Source organism: Parapedobacter lycopersici (assembly GCF_024643285.1).
Classification (GTDB): domain Bacteria; phylum Bacteroidota; class Bacteroidia; order Sphingobacteriales; family Sphingobacteriaceae; genus Parapedobacter; species Parapedobacter lycopersici.
Map to the genome: position 1 here is coordinate 199,045 of NZ_JAMSLW010000002.1, position 22,454 is coordinate 221,498.

23 protein-coding genes are annotated in these 22,454 nt (G+C 51.1%); 14 read left to right on the forward strand and 9 right to left on the reverse strand.

Going from position 1 to position 22,454, the window contains the following annotated elements:
• The first annotated feature begins 4 nt into the window (after positions 1–4).
• The 3 genes from NEV57_RS05035 (at position 5) to NEV57_RS05045 (ending at position 3,135) form a co-directional block, all read left to right on the forward strand.
• Positions 5–448, forward strand: a complete 444-nt coding sequence (locus tag NEV57_RS05035; RefSeq protein ID WP_257657210.1) for a DinB family protein — start codon at positions 5–7, stop codon at positions 446–448.
• Between the two features lie 39 nt (positions 449–487).
• Complete coding sequence (locus tag NEV57_RS05040) at positions 488–2,422, forward strand: KUP/HAK/KT family potassium transporter (protein ID WP_257657211.1); 1,935 nt, start codon at positions 488–490, stop codon at positions 2,420–2,422.
• A gap of 116 nt (positions 2,423–2,538) precedes the next feature.
• The gene (locus NEV57_RS05045; RefSeq protein WP_257657212.1) at positions 2,539–3,135 is read left to right on the forward strand and encodes a 2'-5' RNA ligase family protein; all 597 of its coding nucleotides are present in this window, start codon (positions 2,539–2,541) and stop codon (positions 3,133–3,135) included.
• 21 nt (positions 3,136–3,156) lie between these two features.
• Here the strand turns inward: NEV57_RS05045 and NEV57_RS05050 are convergent, their stop codons facing one another.
• From NEV57_RS05050 to NEV57_RS05060, 3 genes are all read right to left on the reverse strand, one after another.
• Positions 3,157–3,744, reverse strand: a complete 588-nt coding sequence (locus tag NEV57_RS05050; RefSeq protein WP_257657213.1) for an RNA polymerase sigma factor — start codon at positions 3,742–3,744, stop codon at positions 3,157–3,159.
• 241 nt (positions 3,745–3,985) lie between these two features.
• The gene (glyA, locus tag NEV57_RS05055; protein WP_257657214.1) at positions 3,986–5,257 is read right to left on the reverse strand and encodes a serine hydroxymethyltransferase; all 1,272 of its coding nucleotides are present in this window, start codon (positions 5,255–5,257) and stop codon (positions 3,986–3,988) included.
• A gap of 84 nt (positions 5,258–5,341) precedes the next feature.
• Entirely contained in the window at positions 5,342–5,869 is a 528-nt protein-coding gene (locus NEV57_RS05060; RefSeq protein ID WP_257657215.1) for a DUF7935 family protein, read from the reverse strand.
• Positions 5,870–5,977: 108 nt separating this feature from the next.
• Here NEV57_RS05060 and NEV57_RS05065 point away from each other — a divergent pair, with 108 nt between their 5' ends.
• The 7 genes from NEV57_RS05065 to NEV57_RS05095 all read left to right on the forward strand — a co-directional run bounded on the left by NEV57_RS05065 (position 5,978) and on the right by NEV57_RS05095 (position 13,869).
• A complete protein-coding gene (locus tag NEV57_RS05065; protein WP_257657216.1) occupies positions 5,978–6,331 on the forward strand; it encodes a HesB/IscA family protein in 354 nt (117 codons plus the stop codon).
• A 520-nt stretch (positions 6,332–6,851) separates the two neighbouring features.
• Complete coding sequence (ileS, locus tag NEV57_RS05070) at positions 6,852–10,265, forward strand: isoleucine--tRNA ligase (protein WP_257657217.1); 3,414 nt, start codon at positions 6,852–6,854, stop codon at positions 10,263–10,265.
• 3 nt (positions 10,266–10,268) lie between these two features.
• Positions 10,269–10,655, forward strand: a complete 387-nt coding sequence (locus NEV57_RS05075; RefSeq protein WP_257657218.1) for a TraR/DksA family transcriptional regulator — start codon at positions 10,269–10,271, stop codon at positions 10,653–10,655.
• A gap of 81 nt (positions 10,656–10,736) precedes the next feature.
• Positions 10,737–11,387, forward strand: a complete 651-nt coding sequence (locus NEV57_RS05080; protein WP_257657219.1) for a lipoprotein signal peptidase — start codon at positions 10,737–10,739, stop codon at positions 11,385–11,387.
• A 5-nt stretch (positions 11,388–11,392) separates the two neighbouring features.
• Entirely contained in the window at positions 11,393–12,361 is a 969-nt protein-coding gene (locus NEV57_RS05085; RefSeq protein WP_257657220.1) for a M20/M25/M40 family metallo-hydrolase, read from the forward strand.
• Positions 12,362–12,384: 23 nt separating this feature from the next.
• Positions 12,385–13,326, forward strand: coding sequence for an SDR family oxidoreductase (locus tag NEV57_RS05090; protein WP_257657221.1), 942 nt, complete (start codon positions 12,385–12,387; stop codon positions 13,324–13,326).
• Between the two features lie 15 nt (positions 13,327–13,341).
• Complete coding sequence (locus NEV57_RS05095) at positions 13,342–13,869, forward strand: acyl-CoA thioesterase (protein ID WP_257657222.1); 528 nt, start codon at positions 13,342–13,344, stop codon at positions 13,867–13,869.
• Between the two features lie 2 nt (positions 13,870–13,871).
• On the opposite strand, the gene NEV57_RS05100 is transcribed toward NEV57_RS05095, so the two are convergent.
• From NEV57_RS05100 to NEV57_RS05120, 5 genes are all read right to left on the reverse strand, one after another.
• The gene (locus NEV57_RS05100; protein ID WP_257657223.1) at positions 13,872–14,279 is read right to left on the reverse strand and encodes an EVE domain-containing protein; all 408 of its coding nucleotides are present in this window, start codon (positions 14,277–14,279) and stop codon (positions 13,872–13,874) included.
• Between the two features lie 18 nt (positions 14,280–14,297).
• Positions 14,298–14,648, reverse strand: a complete 351-nt coding sequence (gldC, locus tag NEV57_RS05105) for a gliding motility protein GldC (RefSeq protein ID WP_257657224.1) — start codon at positions 14,646–14,648, stop codon at positions 14,298–14,300.
• Positions 14,649–14,774: 126 nt separating this feature from the next.
• Positions 14,775–15,023 (reverse strand): hypothetical protein, encoded by a 249-nt coding sequence (locus tag NEV57_RS05110; RefSeq protein WP_257657225.1) that lies wholly within the window; start codon positions 15,021–15,023, stop codon positions 14,775–14,777.
• Entirely contained in the window at positions 15,020–16,345 is a 1,326-nt protein-coding gene (locus tag NEV57_RS05115; RefSeq protein WP_257657226.1) for a DEAD/DEAH box helicase, read from the reverse strand. The genes NEV57_RS05110 and NEV57_RS05115 overlap by 4 nt, the downstream gene beginning before the upstream one ends.
• Positions 16,346–16,406: 61 nt before the next feature.
• Positions 16,407–16,766, reverse strand: coding sequence for a hypothetical protein (locus tag NEV57_RS05120; RefSeq protein WP_257657227.1), 360 nt, complete (start codon positions 16,764–16,766; stop codon positions 16,407–16,409).
• A gap of 147 nt (positions 16,767–16,913) precedes the next feature.
• Between NEV57_RS05120 and NEV57_RS05125 the strand changes: the two genes are divergently transcribed.
• From NEV57_RS05125 to NEV57_RS05135, 3 genes are all read left to right on the forward strand, one after another.
• Positions 16,914–18,074 (forward strand): glycosyltransferase family 4 protein, encoded by a 1,161-nt coding sequence (locus NEV57_RS05125; RefSeq protein ID WP_257657228.1) that lies wholly within the window; start codon positions 16,914–16,916, stop codon positions 18,072–18,074.
• A 97-nt stretch (positions 18,075–18,171) separates the two neighbouring features.
• Positions 18,172–19,506, forward strand: coding sequence for a M16 family metallopeptidase (locus NEV57_RS05130; protein WP_257657229.1), 1,335 nt, complete (start codon positions 18,172–18,174; stop codon positions 19,504–19,506).
• A gap of 30 nt (positions 19,507–19,536) precedes the next feature.
• Positions 19,537–20,976: a M16 family metallopeptidase gene (locus tag NEV57_RS05135; RefSeq protein ID WP_257657230.1), complete on the forward strand. Its 1,440-nt coding sequence runs from the start codon at positions 19,537–19,539 to the stop codon at positions 20,974–20,976.
• On the opposite strand, the gene NEV57_RS05140 is transcribed toward NEV57_RS05135, so the two are convergent.
• Complete coding sequence (locus NEV57_RS05140) at positions 20,963–21,484, reverse strand: NADPH-dependent FMN reductase (RefSeq protein WP_257657231.1); 522 nt, start codon at positions 21,482–21,484, stop codon at positions 20,963–20,965. The genes NEV57_RS05135 and NEV57_RS05140 overlap by 14 nt on opposite strands.
• Positions 21,485–21,655: 171 nt before the next feature.
• Here NEV57_RS05140 and NEV57_RS05145 point away from each other — a divergent pair, with 171 nt between their 5' ends.
• Complete coding sequence (locus NEV57_RS05145; RefSeq protein WP_257657232.1) at positions 21,656–22,453, forward strand: ParA family protein; 798 nt, start codon at positions 21,656–21,658, stop codon at positions 22,451–22,453.
• Position 22,454 lies beyond the last annotated feature (1 nt).

The window sequence follows — 22,454 nt, forward strand, 5'->3', positions numbered from 1 at the left end:
AACCATGAATGCATTTTTCAGCGAACTGTTCACCTACAACCATCATTGCAACCAGCAGCTGGCGGCGTACATTGCCGGCCATGCCGACCGCGTGAGCGCCCGGACCATCCAGCTATTCAGCCATATCCTCAATGCGCAGCACGTCTGGAATAGCAGGATCCTGGGCGAACCGAACGACTTCGGTGTCTGGCACACCCATGCGCCGGACGGCTTCGCGCCGCTGAACCTCCGCAATTACCGCGATACCCAATCCATTCTTACCGGAAGCGACCTGGATGCGGTAATCCAGTACGCCACAACCAAGGGCGATGTATTCAGCAATACAATACAGGATATCCTGTTCCACACGATTAACCATTCAACCTACCACCGCGGACAGATCGCAACCGATTTGAGGCAAAGCGGGCTGGAGCCGCTGGCGACCGATTATATTTTATATAAAAGATAACCGGAAAATACGCTAAGTTTGCCATCAAATTCTGAAGCAATGAACGCCGGTAAAGTAAAACAGTCGTTATCTGCAGGTGGATTGCTCATTGCACTGGGCATTATCTATGGCGACATTGGCACCTCGCCGTTATATGTGTTTAAAGCCATTGTCAGCCAGGGTGTGCTGGACACCGCCCTGATTTATGGCGGGCTATCCTGTATCTTCTGGACGTTGACGCTGCAGACCACGCTTAAATACGTCATCATTACCCTTCGGGCCGATAACAAGGGGGAAGGCGGTATCCTCTCCCTGTATTCCCTCGTACGGAAACAGGGGAAATGGGTCGTTTTCCCGGCAATCCTGGGTGGTGCGGCCCTGCTGGCCGACGGCATGATCACACCGGCGATTACCATTTCGTCGGCCGTTGAAGGGTTGGATATTTTTTACCCCGGCCTGCAGACCATGCCCATTGTGCTGGTAATCGTTGGCTGCCTGTTTATGCTCCAGCGTTTCGGTACGGCCGTAATCGGCCGTATTTTCGGTCCGGTTATGCTGTTATGGTTCAGCATGATGGCATTTGTTGGACTCACCCAATTGTGGCACGCTCCCGGGATATTCCGGGCCATCAACCCCTGGTATGCCGTTCAGTTGATCATCGAACATCCCAACGCGCTGTTTATCATTGGTGCCGTATTCCTCTGTACCACCGGTGCCGAAGCATTGTATTCGGACATGGGGCATTGCGGCCGCCGCAACATCCGCATCTCCTGGATCTTTGTAAAGCTGTGTCTACTGCTTAACTATTTCGGACAGGGCGCATGGCTGCTCAGCAGCGAAGCACTGCCATCAGGCAACCCGTTCTATCAGATCATGCCCTCCTGGTTTTTGCCGTTTGGCATCTCCATAGCCACGGCGGCAGCCATTATCGCAAGCCAGGCCATGATTACCGGCGCCTTTACCCTGGTTTCCGAGGCGGTGCGGCTCAATGTCTGGCCGAAAGTCCGTATTGTACACCCCAACATGCTTAAGGGGCAGTTATATGTGCCTTCGGCCAACTGGATCCTGCTGATCGGCTGTATCCTTGTTATCCTTATTTTCGGCGAGTCAGCCAAAATGGAAGCAGCCTACGGGCTGGCCATCAACCTGAGCTTTATTGTCACGACGGTGCTCATGACCGTATTTTTATTGCATAAGCGGATACCCGCATACCTGTCTTATGCCTTTCTGTTATTTTACCTGGCCATTGAGATCAGCTTTCTCTTTGGCAATGTATCCAAGTTTTCGCACGGGGGCTGGCTCACGGTGTTGATCACCGCCCTGCTTTTCAGCGTCATGCTTTGCTGGTGGTGGGCCCGGAAAATTAAAAACCGGCACACCCGCTTTGTCGAAATTAAAGACTACTACAATGTGCTCGCTGAGCTCGGATCAGATAAATCCGTACCGCTGTACGCCTCACAGCTGGTTTACCTGACCAGCGCCAACTTTGAATCGGAAATCGAAGAAAAGATCATCTATTCCATTCTTCGCAAAAAACCGAAACGGGCCGACATCTACTGGCTGGTCCATGTCGACGTGACCGATGCACCCTATACCGGCGAGTACAAAGTAACCCACCTGGTTCCCGGAAAATTGATCCGCGTTGATTTCCGGCTTGGGTTCCGCGACGAGCAGCGGATCAGCTTATTGTTCAGGAGGGTGGTACAGGACCTAATTGCCAACCACGAAGTGGATATCCGGAGCAACTTCGATACGCTGCGGAAACGGAACATGGATGGCGACTTCCGCTTTGTTGTCCTGGAAAAGGTGATATCCAACAGCGCGTCGTTCAGCTTTGCCGAGCGTATCGTATTGGATATTTACAGCGTGCTAAGGAAATTCAGTCTGTCGGACGAAAAAGGATTTGGCCTGGATTCCAGCTTTGTAACGGTCGAACGGGTCCCGCTGATTGCACCTACTGTTTCGCGTTCCATCAAACTGAAACGGGTAAAATAAACGACAATATCCCCGCAATCCCACTGCCCCGGTCCGGTAAAAGTATGCTAAAAATTTTGACATGTGCTTTTTTGTTTATACTTTTACTAAAAATATTAGTATAAACATAAGCCATTATGGAATTCCACGGACTAAACCTGAACGAGTATCTCCTGATTATTGAGCCGGAACCCGGGGTCAGGCAGCAAATTCAATCATTGAAACGGCTTTTTAAGCAGCGGCACCGTTTTGAAAATGCCATCATCACCAAAGCACACCTCACATTGATGCGGTGTTTGCAATATGAAAGCTACGAACGGCTGATCGTACGGAAACTGGAAGCCATATCGGCAACGGTTGCCCCTTTTGGCGTCGAATTGCAGGGGTTTGGCAATTTCGGTCACGCATTATACATCGACGTAAAAAACAGGTCGCCCATTCTGGACATTGTATCCAACAGGAAGGCAGAGCTTCGGCCGTATGTATACAGCAAGAACCGGGGCACCCCGTTTTTTGTTACAAAGCCGCACATTACCATCGCCCGGCGCCTTACCCCGACCCAATGTGACATGGCCTGGGCCATCTGGAGCCGCATTCCCTATAACGGCGGCTTCCGGGCAAAAGAAATGCTGCTGCTTAAACGGCGCGTAGGTACAAACGCGTACCGAAGCGTACGACGGTTTACGTTTGGCGGTCCGGTACCACGCCTGACACAGGGAAAATTATTTAATTAAGCGGCGGGGTAATCGCAGGTGTTATCCGATACGCACAGCCAGCTCCTTACCGTACATCATCTTCCGCAGGTTGTTAAGCGCATAACGCATCCGGCCCAATGCCGTATTAATGCTTACCTCCGTGACGTCGGCAATTTCCTTAAAGCTCATTTCGCCATAATGCCGCATAATAAGCACTTCCTTCTGGTCGTCGGGGAGCAGCTGGATCATTTTGCGCAGGTCCTTATAGGTCTGTTCGCGGATCATCCGGCTTTCCATGCTTTCATCAGCAAAATGGAGAATATCAAAAATATCAAACCCATCGGCATTCACTATGGTGGGTGCGCGCCGTTCCTTCCGGTAGTGGTCAATAACCAGGTTGTGTGCGATGCGCACCACCCAGGGCAAAAATTTTCCCTCGTCATTATACCGGCCCTCCCGGAGGGTGTTGATCACTTTGATAAACGTATCCTGGAAAATATCCTCAGCCAGGTATTCGTCCTTTACCAGTAAATAAATGGATGTGTAGATCTTGGATTTATATCGGTCTATCAAGCCCTCTAATCCCGCTTCGTTACCAGACACATAAAGCCGGATAAGCTCCCGGTCTGTCTTTTGTTCAAGCTTCATATACGCTACTTTTCGCCTTTTTACTATTTTCAACAAATAAGTAATTCTTCTCTTGTAGTCGTATTTTCTATATGCGCTCTCCTATGGTTTTGGGGTTAAAAGTTCACCTGTGCACTCCAATGCTTTTCAAAGCAAAGGAAAATTTTCAGAAAATCAAAGGCTTTATTGATTTTTAACTTTTGAAAACCCCCTGGATTTCGCGGTGAACTGCAAAAAGCCAGGGGGCTATTGGGGCACGTGGCTATTTATACAGCGGGTACCGCGCCATCATGTCTTTTACTTTATTGTGGATCTTCTGCAATGCGGCATCGTCGTCATGCTTCAGTAGGGCCACGTCGATAAACTCGGCAATTTCCAGCATTTCCGATTCCTTGACGCCCCGCGTGGTGATAGCGGCCGTACCCAGGCGGATTCCAGAAGTAACAAATGGTGACCGGTCGTCAAAGGGCACCATGTTCTTGTTGGTGGTAATCCCTGCTTTGCCAAGCGCAGCTTCCGCAGCTTTGCCGCTGATGCCCTTGTTCCGCAGATCTATCAGCATCAGGTGATTGTCGGTGCCGCCGGAAATCAGGTCGTATCCCTTATCGATGAATACCTGTGCCAGCACTGCCGCATTTTTCTTCACCTGTACAATATATTCCATGTATTCATCGCTCAGAGCTTCTCCAAAAGCAATTGCCTTAGCTGCGATGATGTGTTCCAGCGGTCCACCCTGTGTGCCCGGGAAAACAGCCAGGTCAAGCAGGGATGTGATGCTGCGGGTTTCCCCTTTGGGTGTTTTGATTCCCCATGGATTTTCAAAATCCTTACCCACCATCAGCAGGCCCCCACGCGGGCCGCGCAGGGTCTTATGGGTGGTAGTTGATACGATATGGCAATGTGGCAGCGGATCCGTAAGCAATCCCCGGGCAATCAGGCCGGCGGGATGTGAGATATCAGCCACCAGCAAAGCGCCGATCTCATCGGCCACACGGCGGATAAATGCATAGTCCCAATCGCGTGAATATGCCGAAGCACCACATATGATTACCTTCGGTTTTTCCCGCAGCGCGGTTTCCTCCAGCTGCTTATAGTCGATCAGTCCGGTTTCTTTATCTACACCGTAAAAAAACGGCTGGTATAATTTACCAGAGAAATTGACCGGCGAACCATGGGTCAGGTGCCCGCCGTGCGAAAGGTCAAAACCCAGGATCTTATCTCCCGGATTCAGGATCGCCAGAAACATCGCGGCATTGGCCTGTGCGCCCGAATGCGGCTGTACGTTCACCCATTCCGCATTGAAAAGCTGCTTCGCCCGTTCAATGGCAAGATTTTCTACCTCGTCAACCACCTCACAACCGCCGTAATAGCGCTTGCCGGGTTGCCCTTCGGCATATTTATTGGTCAGCACCGAACCGGCGGCCTCCATTACCTGTTTACTCACGAAATTCTCCGATGCAATGAGTTCAATGCCCTCCTCCTGGCGTTTGAGCTCCTGATCAATCAGATTGAAGATGGTTGTGTCCCTTTTCATTATGGTGTTAAAGAAAAAATAAATAACTTAAAAGTTGCGCAAAGATATGATTTTGAACTCAATATTAATAGTTCATCCGCACCATTATTCCGGCAATTCGTTTTTTATTATCCCAAGGGCGGTTCGGTATGGATCGTCCTCAAGCTGTGAAAGATGCGAGAGTATCGTTGTGCTGAGTTCCTTGGCAGAAGACGTGTCCGGCAAACCCGCCACAGCGTTGCGGATCAGGGCTACTGTCTGGTCTTTGAGCTGCCGGGTGACGCCCCATGCGCGGTCGCTCACATACAGTTGCTGGGTGATGTTATGTTCGTACTCCGAACGGATTTCCCGCAGCAGCAGCTGGTGGAAATCCGCTGCGCTGAGCTGCGGTTCATGCAGCCGTACAACGAGGTTGACCGGATTGATCCGCTCGACGAAAAGTACAATGCGTTCATAGGCCTGCAACCGGAGCGGCAGCAATTCCTTTTTGGTCTCGCGCTTCAGTTCCAGCATCTTCAACCGGAAAACATGCTGGTTGTAGCGTGGCCAGTATATCCAGTAAGCCGCACCGAGCACCAAACTGCCGGCCAGCGTATATTTTATAAGGTCGATAAAAAATGCGGCGATGTCCATTATCCGTTCAGTTTCTTTTGTTTGCAGAACGTAAAAATCCACAAACTCACACAAAAGTGGGCATTTTTATGTAATTTTGTATGAATATAATTTAAACAGGCCAGTGATATGAGTACAGCAACATTGACATCGCCGGCACCCTTGACCATAACGGAGGGCGCCATTAACGAACTCAAAAAGCTGAAAGAGCAACAGGAAATTTCAGATGACTTTGGTCTGCGCGTCGGCGTGGAAGGCGGTGGATGTGCAGGGATGAACTACATCCTCGGGTTTGATCAAAAGAAAGACGGTGACTCCGAATACGACATTTCGGGAGTCCGGATATTCATGAACAAGGCACATGGGTTATACCTGGCCGGAATGGAAATCGACTTCAAAAACGGCCTTGATGCCCGCGGATTTATATTCAACAATCCCAATGCCAGCAGCACCTGCGGATGCGGGTCATCATTTTCAGCGTAACCGGCTGCGGGCACACCTATTGCAACCCCCGGCAAGCGGACAGTAAAGGGTGCCGTTCCATCCTGGCATAGCGGCAAACCCGGACTCCGTTTCACCTTTCTTCGGCATTTATTCGATACTTATTCGGATTTACTTCGTTCCTGCTCCGGGATTTCCTCGACATGGCTTCGGAAGTCCTTCGCAGGTGTTCGGAATGCAATGCATTGCACGCCGAATAGCCCCGAAGCGCACTCGAAGAAGTCTCGAAGCCGTGTCGAACAGCACTCGAACAAGCCTCGAAGCAGGGTCGAACAGCACCCGAACAAGTCCCGAAGCGCACTCGAACACCTGTCGAATAACATCGGGGGAAAATAATGAGGGAAAGGTCGTTACCCGGCCTGCCACATCCACCGGACAGCTTCCAGTTTTCATGCAAATTCGTTATCTTTGCATCCTCATTTTATTAGCGTAATTGTTTTTAATGCGATAAATCCATCCGGTCAGCCGGCGCTGACACGTGGTTTTGTAGACAACGATAGCGATGTACAAGGAATATAAGCAACTGAATCTGCCCGAAATCGGCAGGGAAATACTGGAACGCTGGCAAACGGAGGATATTTTCGGGAAAAGTATCCGCAACCGGCCGGCCGACAAGCCTTATACGTTTTACGAAGGTCCCCCCTCTGCCAATGGCATGCCGGGGATACATCACGTGATGGCCCGTGCAATCAAAGATATTTTCTGTCGCTACAAAACACTCAAGGGCTACCAGGTAAAGCGTAAAGGCGGCTGGGATACCCACGGGCTGCCCATTGAGCTTGCCGTGGAAAAAACACTGGGCATTACCAAGGAAGATATCGGTAAAAAAATATCCGTGGCCGATTACAATGCGGCATGCCGTAAGGAGGTGATGAAATATACGGACGTGTGGAACGACCTCACGGAAAAAATGGGGTATTGGGTAGATCTCGAACATCCTTACATCACCTACAAAACCGAATACATCGAAACCCTGTGGTGGATACTCAAGGAACTACATAAAAAAGGACTGCTATATAAGGGCTATACCATCCAGCCCTATTCACCGGCGGCGGGTACCGGTTTGAGTTCGCACGAACTCAACCAGCCGGGAACCTACAAGCAGCTTAAGGACACGACCATCGTGGCGGAATTCCGCATTAAAAAGGATCAGGTTCACCCAGCCATGGGCACCCTGTTTGAAGACGAAAATGAGGATACCGCGTTTCTGGCCTGGACGACCACGCCCTGGACATTGCCGGCGAACAGTGCGCTGGTGGTGGGCAATACCATCCGCTACGTAAAGATCCGCACGTTCAATCCCTATACGTTTGAACCGGTCAGCGTGGTACTGGCCAAGGACCTGGTGGGTAAATTCTTCAAACCGGAAGGCCAGCATGCTGCCTTCCAGGATTACCAGCATGGCGATAAGTTAATCCCCTGGGAAATCCGTGCGGAATTTTCGGGCAGTGAGCTGCTGAACCTCCGTTATCACCAGCTGATGCCCTATGTTACCAATGCCGACCTGGAAGCCAATGCCTTCCGGGTGATTGCAGGCGATTTTGTGACGACAGAAGACGGAACGGGTATTGTGCATTCATCGGCCACATTCGGGGCGGATGACTTCCGTGTAAGCAGGGAAAACGGGATACCGGGTGTATTTGTAAAAGATGAAAATGGCAAAGACGTGCCCATCGTCGATAAGCGCGGCAGGTTTGTCAGGGAGATCGGCGAATTCGGCGGCAGGTTTGTCAAGGAAGAATATTACGACGATGCGACGCGGGCCGGTGCCGATTTCAAATCCACCGACGTGTTGATCGCTATCAAACTCAAGGAGGAAAACAAAGCCTTTGAGGTTAAGAAATACGAGCACAGCTATCCGCACTGCTGGCGCACAGACAAGCCGGTACTTTATTATCCGCTGGACAGCTGGTTTATCCGCACCACCGCCGTTAAGGATGAGCTGGTAGCCTTAAACAAAACCATCAACTGGAAGCCCGAAGCCACCGGCACGGGCCGTTTCGGCAACTGGCTGGAGAACCTGGTCGACTGGAACCTCTCCCGCTCACGGTACTGGGGCACACCGCTCCCGATCTGGCGGAGCGAGGACGAAAACGAGGAAATCTGTATCGGCTCGATCGACGAGCTGAAAGCACATATCGAGCGCAGCCTCGCTTCCACGGTGCTGGCCGAAACCGAAAAAGAAAAACTGCGGGATTACCTCAGCAGGTTCGGCACAGACCAGCTGGATCTGCATCGCCCGTACGTAGACGACCTGGTACTTGTATCAGACGGCGGCCAGAAACTGTTCCGTGAACCGGACCTGATCGACGTATGGTTCGACAGTGGCGCCATGCCGTTTGCGCAATGGGGGCTCGACAAGGAAAAGCTGGCTGCCGGCAGCGATACACCGTTTAACGCTGGGTTTGAAGACGCGTATCCGGCAGATTTCATTGCCGAGGGCGTAGACCAGACCCGGGGATGGTTTTTCACCCTGCACGCCATATCCACCATGCTCCGCGGATCCGTGGCCTTCCGGAATGTGGTATCCAACGGGCTGGTACTGGACAAGAATGGCAACAAAATGTCCAAACGGCTGGGAAATGCGGTGGACCCCTTTACTACCATTGAAAAACACAGCGCCGACGCTACCAGGTGGTACATGATCTCCAATGCGTCGCCCTGGGATAACCTGAAATTTAACGAAGAAGGCCTGGATGAAGTCCGCCGTAAGTTTTTCGGCACCCTGTACAACACCTATGCCTTTTTTGCCCTGTACGCCAACATCGATAAATTCACCTATAAAGAAGCAGACGTGCCGGCGGCGGCACGCCCCGAAATCGACCGGTGGATTCTCTCGTTGCTGAATAGCCTGACCCGGGAGGTTGACGGATACTATGCGGATTTTGAACCGACACGGGCGGCACGTGCCATCCAGGCATTTGTTGATGAACACCTGAGTAACTGGTATGTACGGCTGTGCCGCAGGCGCTTCTGGAAAGGCGAATACAGTGAAGATAAGATTTCTGCTTACCAGACGCTGTATACCTGCCTGGATACCGTTGCCAAGCTGATGTCACCGATCGCACCGTTCTTCAGCGACCGCCTGTACCTGGACCTGGACGCGGTTACCGGAAAAAACACGGCAGCATCCGTTCACCTGACCGATTTCCCGGCGTATCATGCCGAGCTGGTCGACAAGGGACTGGAAGCGCAGATGAGCCTTGCACAGGACATCTCTTCACTGGTGCTTTCGCTACGCAAGAAAACGGGCATCAATGTAAGGCAGCCACTCAACAAGATCCTCCTGCCGGTGCTGGACGATCAGTTCCGGGAGCATGTAACACACGTTAAGGAACTGATTTTATCGGAAACCAACATCAAGGCCATCGAATTCATTACCGATACATCCGGTATCATCAAAAAGAAAATAAAACCGAATTTCAAGACGCTTGGACCCAAAGTGGGCAAAGACATGAAAACGGTAGCCAGCGCCATTCAATCACTCAGCGCTGCGGAAATCGCCGTACTTGAACAGGAAGGAGCCATCGCGCTGCCCAACACCCCTTACACCGTACAGGCTTCCGACGTGGAAATCATCGCAGAGGACGTAGCCGGCTGGCAGGTGGCCAACTTAGGCAAACTCACGGTAGCGCTGGATATCAACATGACTCCCGAATTAAAAAGCGAGGGAATCTCCCGTGAACTCGTCAACCGGATACAGAACCTGCGCAAGGAACGCGGGCTGGAAGTAACCGACCGGATAGCGGTGCGGGCAAGCAATATCCCCGAAATCACCGAGGCAGCAACGGCGAATTTATCTTATATTCGTACCGAGATCTTGGCAGACTCTTTGCTATTCGAGGATGACCTCCCTTCAGGAGATACCGTAGCAATCGGGGAGCAGGAATTAAATGTATTAATTGAAAAAGTGTAAATTATGGCAAATAGTAGCGAAAAAACACGGTACAGTGATGTGGAGCTCCAGGAATTCAAGGAAATCATTCTGGAAAAACTCCGCATAGCCAAAGAAGAATTGGCAGCATTGACCAACTCGCTGAACAGCAGTAATGCCAATGGGACTGACGATACGGCAGGTACGTTTAAGACCTTAGAAGATGGTTCGGCTACCCTGGAAAAAGAGCAGACCAACCAGCTGGCAGCCCGCCAGAAGAAATTCATCGACAACCTGGAGGCTGCATTGGTTCGTATCGAAAATAAGACCTATGGCATCTGCCGCGAAACGGGTAAATTAATTCAGAAAGAACGGCTCCGTGCGGTACCGCATACCACGTTAAGCATGGAAGCGAAGATGAAACAGTATTAATAGCCATTAGCTGTTGGCCTATCAGTCGCGGAATCAACCTGCGGCATTGATCGCTAACGGCTAAGTGCGAACCGCTAAACCATGAAAGGCTATACCAAACCGCTTATACTCGTTCTGTCTGTCCTGCTGATCGACCAGCTTGTTAAGTTCTGGATCAAGCTCAATATGACACTCGGACAGGAGTATAAAATACTGGGCGACTGGTTTATCATCCATTTTACGGAAAATAACGGCATGGCCTTTGGCCTGGAGTTCGGCGGCGAAACCGGCAAACTCGCACTGTCCCTGTTCCGCATCGCGGCGGTGATCGGCATTGCATACGGCCTGCATTACATGGTCAAAAACAAATACCACAGGGGGTTTATCCTCAATGTGGCATTGATTTTTGCCGGAGCGCTCGGAAACATCATTGACTCGACCGTCTATGGCATGCTGTTCAGTGAGAGCACCTGGTTTGAGAAAGCCCGGCTGTTTCCGATCGAAGGCGGTTATTCGGGTTTATTCCACGGTAAAGTGGTGGATATGCTGTATTTCCCGTTGGTGAAGGGCAATTTCCCTGACTGGTTCCCGATATGGGGCGGGTCTGATTTCCTCTTTTTCAGACCTGTGTTCAACATTGCCGATTCGGCGATTACCGTTGGTGTAATCCTTATCTTAATTTATCAGAAACGTTATTTCAAGGAAGAGGTTGTGGAGCCGGCGAGCTACAACAGCGAGGTGGTAGAAGATTAAGACCGATGAAAAAGGCTTATCCCACGAAACGGCCCAACGGTTTTTTTTTCCTGTTATGGATGCTGTGCAGTGGTTCTCTTACCGCAGCTGCCCAGCATGCCGACAAGCAGCTGATCCGCACCCACATTGAACAACTGGCCTCGGACAACATGCAGGGCCGTGGCACCGGCAGCAGGGAACTGCGGAAAGCCGCCCGCTACATTGTCGGCCAATTCAAGGAATACGGGCTGGCACCCGGCGGTCCCCACCGGCAATACGACCAGCCTTTTACGGCCAAGGTAAGCCGGGTAGTGGTTAAAGACCCTATCCGCCGGGCGAGTAACCTCCTTGGCTTCATTGATAACAGGGCGCCTTATACCATTGTCATTGGTGCGCATTACGACCACCTGGGCCTAGGGATGCAGGGAGGGTCAAAAGATCCGGAGCCGTCGGGTAAAATCCATAACGGGGCCGATGACAACGCATCAGGTGTGGCAGGATTGCTTGAACTTGCCCGTTATTTCAGCCAGAATAACAAAACAGAACCCTATAACTTTTTATTTATCGCGTTTTCCGCAGAAGAGCTTGGTTTATTGGGTTCCCGCTATTTTGTCGAACATCCGACCGTACCCCTGCAGCGGCTTCATTTCATGTTTAACATGGATATGATCGGCCGGTATCAGCCAGACCGTGGACTCGGTATCGGTGGGTATGGCACGAGTCCGTTTTGGCCCGAAATTGTTGAAGGGATACAGACCCCTATCCGGTATTTTACCGACAACGCCGGAAAAGGAGGCTCCGATCACCATTCATTTTACATGGCATCCGTCCCGGTATTGTTTTTCCATACCGGTGGGCATCCCGATTACCACGCCCCGGGCGATGATCCGGAAAAGATTGATTACCGGGCGATGGCCCAAATTGTGGACCTGGGAATACAGCTTATTGAGCGGGCCATGGAAAAAAACAAACTGCCGTTTACCACGGCGGATTAACGCTATTATATTAAATACCGCATATGACATCAACACGTTCAACATTTAGCCTACTGGTTACCGGCAGCAACGGTCTGCTGGGCCAGAAGATCACCGATCTGGCGCTGCAAGACGGACAGATTGACTTAATCGCTACTTCCCGTGGTGAAAACCGGCACCCGGTCAGTACAGGTTACCGCTATATCGACCTGGACATACTGGATAAACAACGGCTACGGGAAGTCATTACACAGGAACGGCCCGATGTGATCGTTAATACGGCGGCCATGACCCATGTGGATGTCTGCGAACAGGACCCGGCCGGATGCCGCAGGCTGAATGTCGATACGGTAGAGGAGCTGGTGGCATTATGCGAGGAACTGGGTATTCATTTCATCCACCTGTCAACCGACTTTATTTTTGACGGCCAGCATGGCCCATACGCGGAAGACGATGAGCCCAACCCGCTGAGTTTATACGGCCAGAGCAAGCTGGATGCGGAACACCTGATCCGGCAATCGTCGTGCAAGTGGACCATCCTCCGTACGATACTGGTATACGGCGTAGTGGCCGACATGAGCCGCAGCAACATTGTGCTGTGGGCCAAGGGCGCACTGGAAAAAGGCCAACCGTTGAATGTGGTAAACGACCAATGGCGCATGCCCACCCTGGCTGAAGACCTGGCGCAGGCCTGCCTGCTGGCGGCTGCCAAGGGTGTCGAAGGTGTTTTTCATATTTCAGGGGAAGATTTCTTTGCCATCGACGAACTGGTGGCAGCTGTTGCCGATTACTGGCAGCTGGATAAATCGCTCATCAAACAGATCAGCTCCACTACGCTGAGCCAGGCGGCACCACGGCCTGCACGTACCGGATTTCACCTGGATAAAGCGCGAAAAATACTGGGTTATGCGCCGCACAGCTTTCAGGAAGGGTTGGCGGTGGTCGACCGCCAGCTACGGGCAAAAGATGCGAAAGACAAAAATTAATCCCATCTTTGCAGCATGAGCCAGCAGAAGTTTGCCCGTGAATCATTCACGATCATGAATGAGTTGGTATTGCCCAACGACACGAATCCACTCAATAATTTAATGGGTGGGCGCCTGTTGCATTGGATGGATATTGCCGCCGCCATATCGGCCCAGAAACATTGCAACCGCATTGTGGTAACCGCTTCTGTGGACAACGTTTCATTTAAGCACCCCATCAAGCTGGGCGATGTCATTAGCATCGAGGCGCAGGTGACCCGGGCATTCAACACGTCGGTCGAGGTTCGGCTTACCGTGTGGGCGCAGAACATTCCTTCGGCCACACGGGTAAAATCGAATGAAGCTTTTTACACGTTCGTGGCCATCGACGAACAGGGTAAGACCATGGCTGTTCCCCGGCTCATACCCGAAACTGCGGAAGAGCAAAAACTGTACGATGAAGCATTATACCGGCGGGAACTGCGGTTGGTGCTGGCCGGAAAACTCAAACCGAAGGACGCAAAGGAACTCCAAAACCTCTTTAAAGAGGTGGTTAAAGATTAACGTTATCCGTTGCCCAGCGCAATGATGCGATCGAAATGTGCCCGCGTAAGCGGCATGACAGATAACCTACCCTGCCTCACCAATGCAACATCCTGCAATTGTTCATCTGCTTTGATGACTTCCAGTGTGACCGGTTTTTTTAAGGTCTCCACCGGAGATAAATCCACCACCACCCACCGCTCATCTGCCGTCGTGGGATCCTGATAGGCCTCCTTTACCACTTTAGCAATGCCAACCACTTCCTTGCCCTCGTTACTGTGGTAAAATAAAACCAGATCGCCTTCCTTCATCGCCTGGAGGTTATTGCGGGCCTGGTAATTACGTACACCGTCCCAGTAGGTACGCTTATCTTTAAGAAATTGCTGCCAGCTGTATTTAAACGGTTCCGATTTTACTAAAAAATAATTCATGACCGGATCTATTTCAGGTTAGTTTTGCTTCTGCACCACTTCCATCTTTTCAGCGAAATGCTCGCAGTAGTCGCGCAGGTCACCGATTACGGCTTTCGCCATGGCGTCGTCGCCTGAAGCACGGATGAAGCTGTCGCCCATGGTCTGCAATGTCTCATAAAAGAACCGCTTCATTTCATCCAGTGGCATATCCTTGGTCCACAGGTCAATGCGGAGCGAATTTTTATACTGGTGATCCCAAAGCGACAGGAACAGGGCCTTCGCCGGCAGGGCTTCTTTATTTTCCCCATCGGTAGATTCCCAGGTAATCTGGTCGGGTACGTTATTTTCGTCCAGCTCAATTGTCAGTTTTATCTCTGCCTTTTTCATCTATATAACTTGTTCTTTAACGGCGATGAAGCTTGCTTTGCAGGTTTCATCTATATAACTTGTTCTTTAACGGCGATGAAGCTTGCTTTGCAGGTTTCATCTATATAACTTGTTCTTTAACAATAATCACCCAACCCTGATGAACCAGATGACCAATACCACCATCACAATAAAAATGGCTTCGGCGATCCAGATTCGCTTCAACCGGCGCAGCATCAGGCGGAAAAACTGGTCTGCTACGACGAGCACCAGCAAAAGTAACAAAAACCAGCCAATGCCGGCTATTCCCTTGTCATTCATCAGCAGCTGCCATAGGATTCCGGTCATCAGTAACGCGGCAGCAATATTTAACGGGGTAATTCGCATGGACTTCATCGCTTCGGCTTGCGTGTCCGGGATTTATGCTTTTGAAACGCTCCTGCATGACCGCCGGTTGACTTCTGATTTGTGGTTTTCTTTTCATGGAAGGCTCCCTTGAATTCGGGGTTTTCCTTCCTTTTCTGGTTGTCAATTTCCCGTGCAATGGCCTGTCTTTCCTCGAACCCGGTCTGTTCGATAAACACACCTTCCGGTATATCCGACACCGGGATCTGCTGCCGGATAAGCTTTTCGATCTTATGGATATAATAGGCCTCGGCAGGGTTACAGAACGTAATGGCGTCGCCGGTCTGGAATGCGCGGCCCGTACGGCCGATGCGATGCACGTAATCCTCGATAACAATGGGCACATCAAAATTGATCACGTGGCTCACATTGCTGACATCCAGTCCCCTTGCGGCTACATCCGTGGCCACCAGGATCCGGATTTCACCGGCCTTAAATGCGTTAATCGAATTGATCCGTGTATTTTGTCCTTTATTGGCATGGATGACCCTTACGTTGTCTGCCCCGTACCTGCGCTCAAGAAAATGAAACACCTGGTCGGCTACCGCCTTGGTTTTGCAAAAAACAATAAGCCGATGCAGCGCTTCATCGTCTTTAAGCAGGTGCTGAAGCAGGTTGATCTTGGTTTTGAGGTTGGGCACATAATAGAGCGCCTGTGTTACCGTCTGTGCCGGTGTGGCCTGCTCCGTTACCTCCACGATGGTTGGGAAAGCCAGAAAATCGCCCGCAATCTTGTGCACGAGCTCGCCCATGGTTGCCGAAAACAGCAGGTTCTGCCGTTTCCGGGGCACCACTTCCAGGATGCGGTGCAGCTTGCCGATAAAACCCATATCCATCATCTTATCCGCCTCGTCAATCACCAGTACGTTCAGCGATTTGGTAACGATATGCCCGGCGAGGTAGAGATCAAGGAAACGGCCCGGTGTAGCCACGAGGATATCCACCCCCTTATCAAGTTCGGCAATCTGTGTTTTCGGGCCGAGCCCTCCGTATAAGACGACCGTCCGCAGGTCGGTATATCGGGCAAACAGGCGAATGTTTTCCTCGATCTGCATGGCCAGTTCACGGGTGGGCGACAGGATCAGCGCCCGCGGATCGTTGCCCTGTGCATATTTCAGCTTCATCAGTAGCGGCAGCACAAATGCAGCGGTCTTCCCTGTGCCGGTCTGGGCGATGCCCATTACGTCCTGCCCGGCCAGCACCGGCGGAATGGCTTTCTGCTGGATGGCCGTAGGCGCAGTATAGCCCGCTTCTTCAATCGCGCTCAGGAGCTGCTTATTGAACTTAAAATCCGCAAAGGTATTCCGTTCCATCCGGCAAAGATAGGAAAAGCGCATCAATACAGGATGAAGGGGATGCACGCGAAAACCGCATTCAGGTTAAGGGCACATCGCGTTTCACCAACAATACCCGGTTGTCTTCCAGCAACAGATAACCGTATTCATAGCAAAACCGGTACTGGCTGCCTTGCCTGGTGGTATAAATCTCCGTGATATGCTTAAAATCGAACCCCAGGGCCCGCATGGCACCCGTGCCGACTTTTGCCTTGCCCTCCGGATTCAGTACCTTAAGGATATTACGGTTCTTTTTAAGGGTGTGATTAATTTTTCGAAAGTATGCCGTTTCCCGGCTGCGCATGCGGTTATTGTAATTACTCCGGCATGCATCATCGCAAAATTTCTTGTCGGCCCGGCCAATAATAGGCTGTTGGCAATCCAGGCAGCATTTTTCCATCGCATGAGGTTTATCGGTCGACTTCTTCAGGTTAGGTTACCGCATTAAAGATAGCGGTTCTCGGGCGGAAATAAAAATCGGGGCAGGGGCATCCTATTTTTTAATTCGCAGGGCGATTTGTAGTTTTGTTTCCATTCACCTGCATTGATGCGCGTATTAATCATCCACAATCATTACCAGCACCCGGGGGGTGAAGACGTCGTTTTCGGACAGGAAAAAGACCTGCTGGGCGACGCGGCAGCCGTTTCAACGCTTACCTTCCGGAACCAAAGGGGCTGGCGTGGATTGTGGCAGACCCTTTGGTCGCCCTGGAATATCTGGGCCGGCCAGCGCGTGAAACGGGCAATCAGGCAGCACGCGCCAACCATCATCCATATCCATAACCTGCATTACGCGATCGGTCCGATTGCCATCCGTATTGCCAAGCGAAGGGGAATACCGGTGGTCATGACGCTGCACAACTACCGCTTGCTTTGTCCATCGGCCACACTGTTCCATAACGGGAAGGTATTTACGGAAAGCTTGCACACGGCTTTTCCATGGAAGGCCGTACGGTTGGGCGTACACAGCCATTCCCGGATAAAGACGGGCTGGCTGGCACTGACCGTATGGCTCCATAAACAACTGGGAACATGGAACCAGGTCGACCGTTACCTGGTACTGACCGATTTTGCAAAACAGCGCTTCGTGAATTCCTCCTTTGGGGTACCGGCAACTAAATTTACCGTTAAACCCAACTTCGCAACCGGATTTCCGCTTTCTGACCAACCCCGTGGCACTCATTTTCTGTTCGTGGGCCGGCTTGCCGAAGAAAAAGGCATTGACGTGTTACTGCAGGCATTCGCCCATACCGGCCATACACTGCGGATTGCAGGCGATGGGCCATTGAAGGACAAGGTACTGGCTTACGGTAACCAATACCTTCATATCCATTACCTCGGCGCGCTCGATGCACAGCGCATCCGTGCGGAACTGGCGGTGTGTTCAGCGTTGATTTTCCCGTCCATCTGGTACGAAGGTATGCCGATGACACTCCTTGAGGCATTTGCCTCGGGTACGCCGGTAATAGCCAGCGATCTCGGGGCGATGGCCGCCATGATCAAACACGGGGAAAACGGATGGTTATTCGCCCCTGGGGATGCCCGGGGGTTACAGCGCCGGATAGCTGAATGGCTGGAACTGGACGGAACTGATCGCGCCGCGATTGGCAGGGAGGCCTATGTGTGTTTTGAACAGCATTACACAGCAGCCGTAAACCGGGTATTGCTGCTGGATATTTACCAAACACTCGCCGGTACGCCCGAATGATTGCAGTGCCATTGTAACAAAACACACTGGTTTGTATCCAAATAATTGTAAACTTGCATTGAATCAAACAAGCTTTTTCAGCAACCGCATGATCGTTATGATAAAAAAAACCATATTGGCTTTCATCTGTGCCTCCATAGGTGTGCTAAGCAGCGCAACAGCCCAGAACAACATCGATTTCAAGACGTTCCGGCTTAACAATGGCCTTGAGGTATTGCTCCACCAGGACACGACCACACCGATTGTGGCTGTATCCGTGATGTACCATGTGGGGTCCAAAAACGAAGATCCATCACGCACCGGCTTTGCCCATTTTTTTGAGCACCTGCTCTTCGAGGGCACGGAGCACATCGGCCGCGGCGAATACATGAAGAAAATCGAATCGATCGGCGGCACGCTCAATGCCTATACCACAAACGATATTACCTACTATTATGAAGTAGTGCCCTCAAATTACCTGGAAACCGCACTGTACATGGAAAGCGAGCGTATGCTGCATGCAAAAATCGACTCCATTGGCATCGAAACCCAGCGAAGTGTGGTAAAGGAGGAGATGCGGCAGCGCTACGACAACCAGCCCTATGGCACCATCCTGATGGAAACATTCAAACGCACCCACCAGAAACACCCGTATCACTGGACGGTGATTGGTTCCATCGAACACCTGAATGCGGCAACGCTGGATGAGTTTATGCAGTTCTACAAGACGTATTACGTGCCGAACAACGCCGTACTTTCCATTGCCGGCGATATCGACTATGCCGAGGCGGAGGCGTGGATCAGGAAATATTTCGAGGAGATACCGAAAGGAACGGGCAGGATCGTCCGTCCTTCAGTCATCGAACCCAAGCGAAATGCGGAGATCCGCGATACGGTATACGACAATATCCAGCTGCCTGCCGTGATCCAGGCGTATAACCTTCCGCCGAAAAAACACGCCGACGGTCCGGCATTGGACATGCTCTCCACCTACCTGACCGGAGGTAACAGTTCACTGCTTACCAAAGAGATTGTAGACAAGCAACAGAAGGCCCTTACGGTTGGCGCTTATCCGCTGGATCTCGAAGACGGCGGTGTGTTTCTGCTGTATAGCATTGCTAATATGGGCGTATCGGCAGACACCCTGGAGCAGGCGATAGACGAACAGATTAATAAGGTGATTGCACACGGCATTACCGAAGAAGATTTCCAGAAACTCCGCGCACAGATTGAAAACGCCATTGTCAGTCAGCACGCGTCGGTTGCGGGGATTGCGGAGAGCCTGGCCGAAGCATGGACCTTTTTTGGTGATGCCAATGAAATCAACAATGAAATGGAAAAATACGACCGGGTGACGCGGGAAGACATCCAGCGGGTGGCGCAGCAATACCTTGCCCGGGACGGACGTGTGGTGCTGCATTACCTGCCTAAAGCGGCTGCCCAGAACCAATAAAGTTGACCATGACCAATTAAATAGAAAAAAATGAAAAAGATCAGCAGTTACATATTCTTCATGTTAGTTGGTATCGGAACGATCGCTGCCCAGGTAGACCGCAGCAGCTACCCCGAACCGGGTCCGGCTCCGGAAATCAACATCGGCGATCCGGTTACGTTTACCCTACCCAATGGACTGAACGTTTTTGTGGTGGAGAACCACAAGCTGCCCCGTGTTACCTATTCACTGGTACTCGACCGTGACCCCATTCTGGAAGGGGATAAAGCCGGTATTACCACTTTGGTGGGTGAAATGATGATGGGCGGCACGGCTTCGCGCAGCAAGGACGAGCTTGATGAGGCAATTGACCGCATTGGATCGCAGGTCAGCGTGTCGGCAACATCAGCCAGCGCATCGTCGCTCAAAAAGTATAATGATCAATTGCTCGAACTTTTTACCGATGTCCTGTTTAATCCCGCTTTTCCGCAAAGTGAGCTGGATAAGCTAAAAAAGCAATTCATCTCTAGTCTAACTGCCGCCAAAGACGATCCGAACAGCATCGCAGGCGTGGTACGGAACGCTGTGATGTACGGCAAGGACCACCCCTACGGCGAAACCGAAACAGCGGAAACGGTTGCCCGCATCCAGGTGGAGGACATCAAAAGCTATTACAACACCTACTTTAAACCCAACATTGCCTATTTAGCCATTGTTGGGGATATTACCGTGGATGAAGCGAAAGCACTGGCAAATCGCCATTTTGCGGGCTGGCAGCAGGGGACGGTACCCCATCACGAATGGCCGTTACCCAAAACAGCAGCGGAGAATAACGTAGTCCTGGTAAACCGCCCTGCAAGTGCCCAGTCGGTCATCCATGTCGGATACCCTTTTGTTCTCAAACCAAATGATCCGGATGTCATCGCCACGAACGTGGTAAGCCGGGTCCTTGGCGGCGGGTCATCGGGCCGGCTGTTTCTTAACCTCCGCGAAGACAAAGGGTATACTTACGGTGCATATGGCGGCATTACCCCCGGCAAGTTGATTGCCACACTGGATGCGAGTGCCAGTGTACGGAATGCCGTGACAGACAGTGCCGTCCACGAATTTGTATATGAACTGCAGCGCCTCGGACAACGCACCATCACACAGGCCGAACTGGATCTTGCCAAGGCTGCACTGGCCGGCAGCTTTGCCAGGTCATTGGAACAACCTGCTACCATTGCCCGTTTTGCCATCAATACCGAGCTGCAGGAATTACCAAAAGACTATTATAAGAATTACCTGAAAAACCTCGATGCGCTGACATTGGAACAGACCAATGCGGCGGCAGCGAAGTATGTCCACGGCTCCGGATTACAGATTACCGTGGTCGGAAAGACCGACGATTTCGCCGATAAGCTGAAAGAATGGGGGACGGTACGCTTTTATACGGTAACGGGCGATCCGGTGAACGGAGACGCAGGGAACGGAACTCCTAAAACCGAATAAATTCTTCGATCTGCTCGTCGGTAAACCGAAGTGTATCTTCTTTAAAAAGCCGGTTTTCGCTGTTAAACTCGCTAAAAATATGCGGGATATGGATGCGTAGCGGCAACACGTTCAGGCGAACATAATGGCAGACACCGGTAAAGTGGTCGACCCCCCGGATATTGCCGTATTTACCACTGGAAAGGCCCACCAATGCGGCTTTCTTGTTGAAGAAGCTGTCCGGAAACTTACAGGCGTCCATGAACGTTTTCAGGATACCCGGGAAACTCCCGTTGTATTCGGGGATGATAAAGATAAATTTTTCGGTAGCGGTAACCCGGTCCTGGAAAGGACGGAACGTTTCGTTGCATTTTCCGTACATCTCCGCCGAAATAAAATTGGCCTGCAGGTCGGCTAACGACAGCATATGGGAGGCCACATGCTTTTCGGTGAGCCGGTGCTGATAATAACTGGCCAGTTTAAACGTATTACTATTTGGGCGGTTTGTTCCCGAAACAATTGTGATCATTTGAATCTATTTAAGGACACGCAACATGCGCTTATTCGTGCATATTGCATTTTAAGGCATCGTGAATAATTCGTATCTTAGCCCCTTATTCGCGTTGAACGATCCAAAAGTACAAATTAGCGATTACTTTAGGAATATGGCCCCAACGAATCATTATTTTTGTCATCATCCATGGGTAAAATTATTGCAATAGCCAACCAGAAAGGAGGTGTCGGTAAGACGACCTCATCCATCAACTTAGCTGCCAGTCTAGCGGTATTGGAATATAAAACCTTATTGGTAGATGCCGATCCACAGGCCAATTCAACTTCCGGTATCGGGTATGATCCGCGTACCATCAAAGCCAGCATTTACGAGTGCCTGATCAATGATCTTGATCCGCAGCAGGCCATACAGCGCACGGACACACCGAACCTGGATTTATTGCCTGCCCACATTGATCTCGTAGGTGCCGAAATCGAGATGATTAACCTGCATGAGCGCGAATACAAAATGAAGCACGTGCTGGATCAGCTAAAGAATCAATACGACTTTATCGTGATCGACTGTTCACCGTCGCTGGGGCTTATCACCATTAATGCGCTCTCAGCGGCCAATTCAGTTATTATTCCCGTGCAGTGTGAATACTTTGCCCTTGAAGGACTCGGCAAATTGCTGAACACCATCAAAATCGTACAAAACAGGCTCAACAGGGACCTGGAGATCGAGGGTATCCTGCTGACAATGTACGACGTCCGCCTCCGGCTGTCCAACCAGGTTGTCGAAGAAGTGAGGTCGCATTTCAATGAACTGGTTTTCGACACCATTATCCAACGCAATACCCGGTTAAGTGAAGCGCCCAGCTTTGGTGTGTCGGTGATCATGCACGACGCAAACTGCAAAGGAGCGATCAATTATTTAAACCTGGCCCGTGAAATACTTGAAAAAAATGGTCTTGTAAAAGAGGAGAAAGAACAGGTAAGCGTATAAG

Coding starts and splice junctions, on each gene's coding strand:
- NEV57_RS05035 (WP_257657210.1), top strand. CDS start 5: ATGAATGCATTTTTCAGCGAACTGTTCACCTACAACCATCATTGCAAC.
- NEV57_RS05040 (WP_257657211.1), top strand. CDS start 488: ATGAACGCCGGTAAAGTAAAACAGTCGTTATCTGCAGGTGGATTGCTC.
- NEV57_RS05045 (WP_257657212.1), top strand. CDS start 2,539: ATGGAATTCCACGGACTAAACCTGAACGAGTATCTCCTGATTATTGAG.
- NEV57_RS05050 (WP_257657213.1), bottom strand. CDS start 3,744: ATGAAGCTTGAACAAAAGACAGACCGGGAGCTTATCCGGCTTTATGTG.
- glyA (WP_257657214.1), bottom strand. CDS start 5,257: ATGAAAAGGGACACAACCATCTTCAATCTGATTGATCAGGAGCTCAAA.
- NEV57_RS05060 (WP_257657215.1), bottom strand. CDS start 5,869: ATGGACATCGCCGCATTTTTTATCGACCTTATAAAATATACGCTGGCC.
- NEV57_RS05065 (WP_257657216.1), top strand. CDS start 5,978: ATGAGTACAGCAACATTGACATCGCCGGCACCCTTGACCATAACGGAG.
- ileS (WP_257657217.1), top strand. CDS start 6,852: ATGTACAAGGAATATAAGCAACTGAATCTGCCCGAAATCGGCAGGGAA.
- NEV57_RS05075 (WP_257657218.1), top strand. CDS start 10,269: ATGGCAAATAGTAGCGAAAAAACACGGTACAGTGATGTGGAGCTCCAG.
- NEV57_RS05080 (WP_257657219.1), top strand. CDS start 10,737: ATGAAAGGCTATACCAAACCGCTTATACTCGTTCTGTCTGTCCTGCTG.
- NEV57_RS05085 (WP_257657220.1), top strand. CDS start 11,393: ATGAAAAAGGCTTATCCCACGAAACGGCCCAACGGTTTTTTTTTCCTG.
- NEV57_RS05090 (WP_257657221.1), top strand. CDS start 12,385: ATGACATCAACACGTTCAACATTTAGCCTACTGGTTACCGGCAGCAAC.
- NEV57_RS05095 (WP_257657222.1), top strand. CDS start 13,342: ATGAGCCAGCAGAAGTTTGCCCGTGAATCATTCACGATCATGAATGAG.
- NEV57_RS05100 (WP_257657223.1), bottom strand. CDS start 14,279: ATGAATTATTTTTTAGTAAAATCGGAACCGTTTAAATACAGCTGGCAG.
- gldC (WP_257657224.1), bottom strand. CDS start 14,648: ATGAAAAAGGCAGAGATAAAACTGACAATTGAGCTGGACGAAAATAAC.
- NEV57_RS05110 (WP_257657225.1), bottom strand. CDS start 15,023: ATGAAGTCCATGCGAATTACCCCGTTAAATATTGCTGCCGCGTTACTG.
- NEV57_RS05115 (WP_257657226.1), bottom strand. CDS start 16,345: ATGGAACGGAATACCTTTGCGGATTTTAAGTTCAATAAGCAGCTCCTG.
- NEV57_RS05120 (WP_257657227.1), bottom strand. CDS start 16,766: ATGGAAAAATGCTGCCTGGATTGCCAACAGCCTATTATTGGCCGGGCC.
- NEV57_RS05125 (WP_257657228.1), top strand. CDS start 16,914: ATGCGCGTATTAATCATCCACAATCATTACCAGCACCCGGGGGGTGAA.
- NEV57_RS05130 (WP_257657229.1), top strand. CDS start 18,172: ATGATAAAAAAAACCATATTGGCTTTCATCTGTGCCTCCATAGGTGTG.
- NEV57_RS05135 (WP_257657230.1), top strand. CDS start 19,537: ATGAAAAAGATCAGCAGTTACATATTCTTCATGTTAGTTGGTATCGGA.
- NEV57_RS05140 (WP_257657231.1), bottom strand. CDS start 21,484: ATGATCACAATTGTTTCGGGAACAAACCGCCCAAATAGTAATACGTTT.
- NEV57_RS05145 (WP_257657232.1), top strand. CDS start 21,656: ATGGGTAAAATTATTGCAATAGCCAACCAGAAAGGAGGTGTCGGTAAG.